Here is a 523-nt window from a genome sequence, read left to right as displayed (position 1 = left end):
TTTATGCGCTAGGCGGTTTAGGCGAGATTGGTAAGAACACGTACGGTATCGAGTACCAAAATGAAATTATCGTCGTCGACGCGGGCATTAAGTTCCCAGAAGACGAATTGCTCGGTATTGATTACGTTATTCCTGACTATACTTATTTAGTTGATAATATCGATCGCGTTAAAGCACTGGTTATCACCCACGGACACGAAGACCATATCGGTGCAATCGCCTACTTTTTGCAAGCTGTTAATGTTCCAGTTTACGCTGGCCCATTAGCAATGGCATTAATTAAGAACAAACTCGAAGAAAAACAGATGCTTAATCGCGTCGAACTTCATGAAATTACTGATGGCTCAGTACTGGAATTTGATCAGTTAAGTGTCGAGTTTTTCCGTACCACCCACTCTATACCTGACGTATTTGGTGTAGCTGTACACACACCAGTTGGGACTATTGTAGAAACTGGTGATTTTAAGTTTGATCTGACACCAACTACTAAGCAGCCACCTAACCTTTGGTCAATGGCACGTAT

Annotated in this window: 1 protein-coding gene; it reads left to right on the top strand. The window is 42.3% G+C overall.

Annotation, left to right across the window (positions count from 1 at the left end; translation table 11 throughout):
- On the top strand, nucleotides 1–523 hold a 523-nt coding region (locus tag FF105_RS11565), incomplete at both ends, for a ribonuclease J (RefSeq protein ID WP_290046933.1).

It is taken from the genome of Leuconostoc sp. UCMA20149 (assembly GCF_030400235.1).
In the GTDB taxonomy this organism is placed as follows: Bacteria; Bacillota; Bacilli; order Lactobacillales; family Lactobacillaceae; genus Leuconostoc; species Leuconostoc pseudomesenteroides.
The sequence above is the reverse complement of the archived record's forward strand: the minus strand, read 5'-3'. Positions and strand labels throughout refer to the sequence as shown.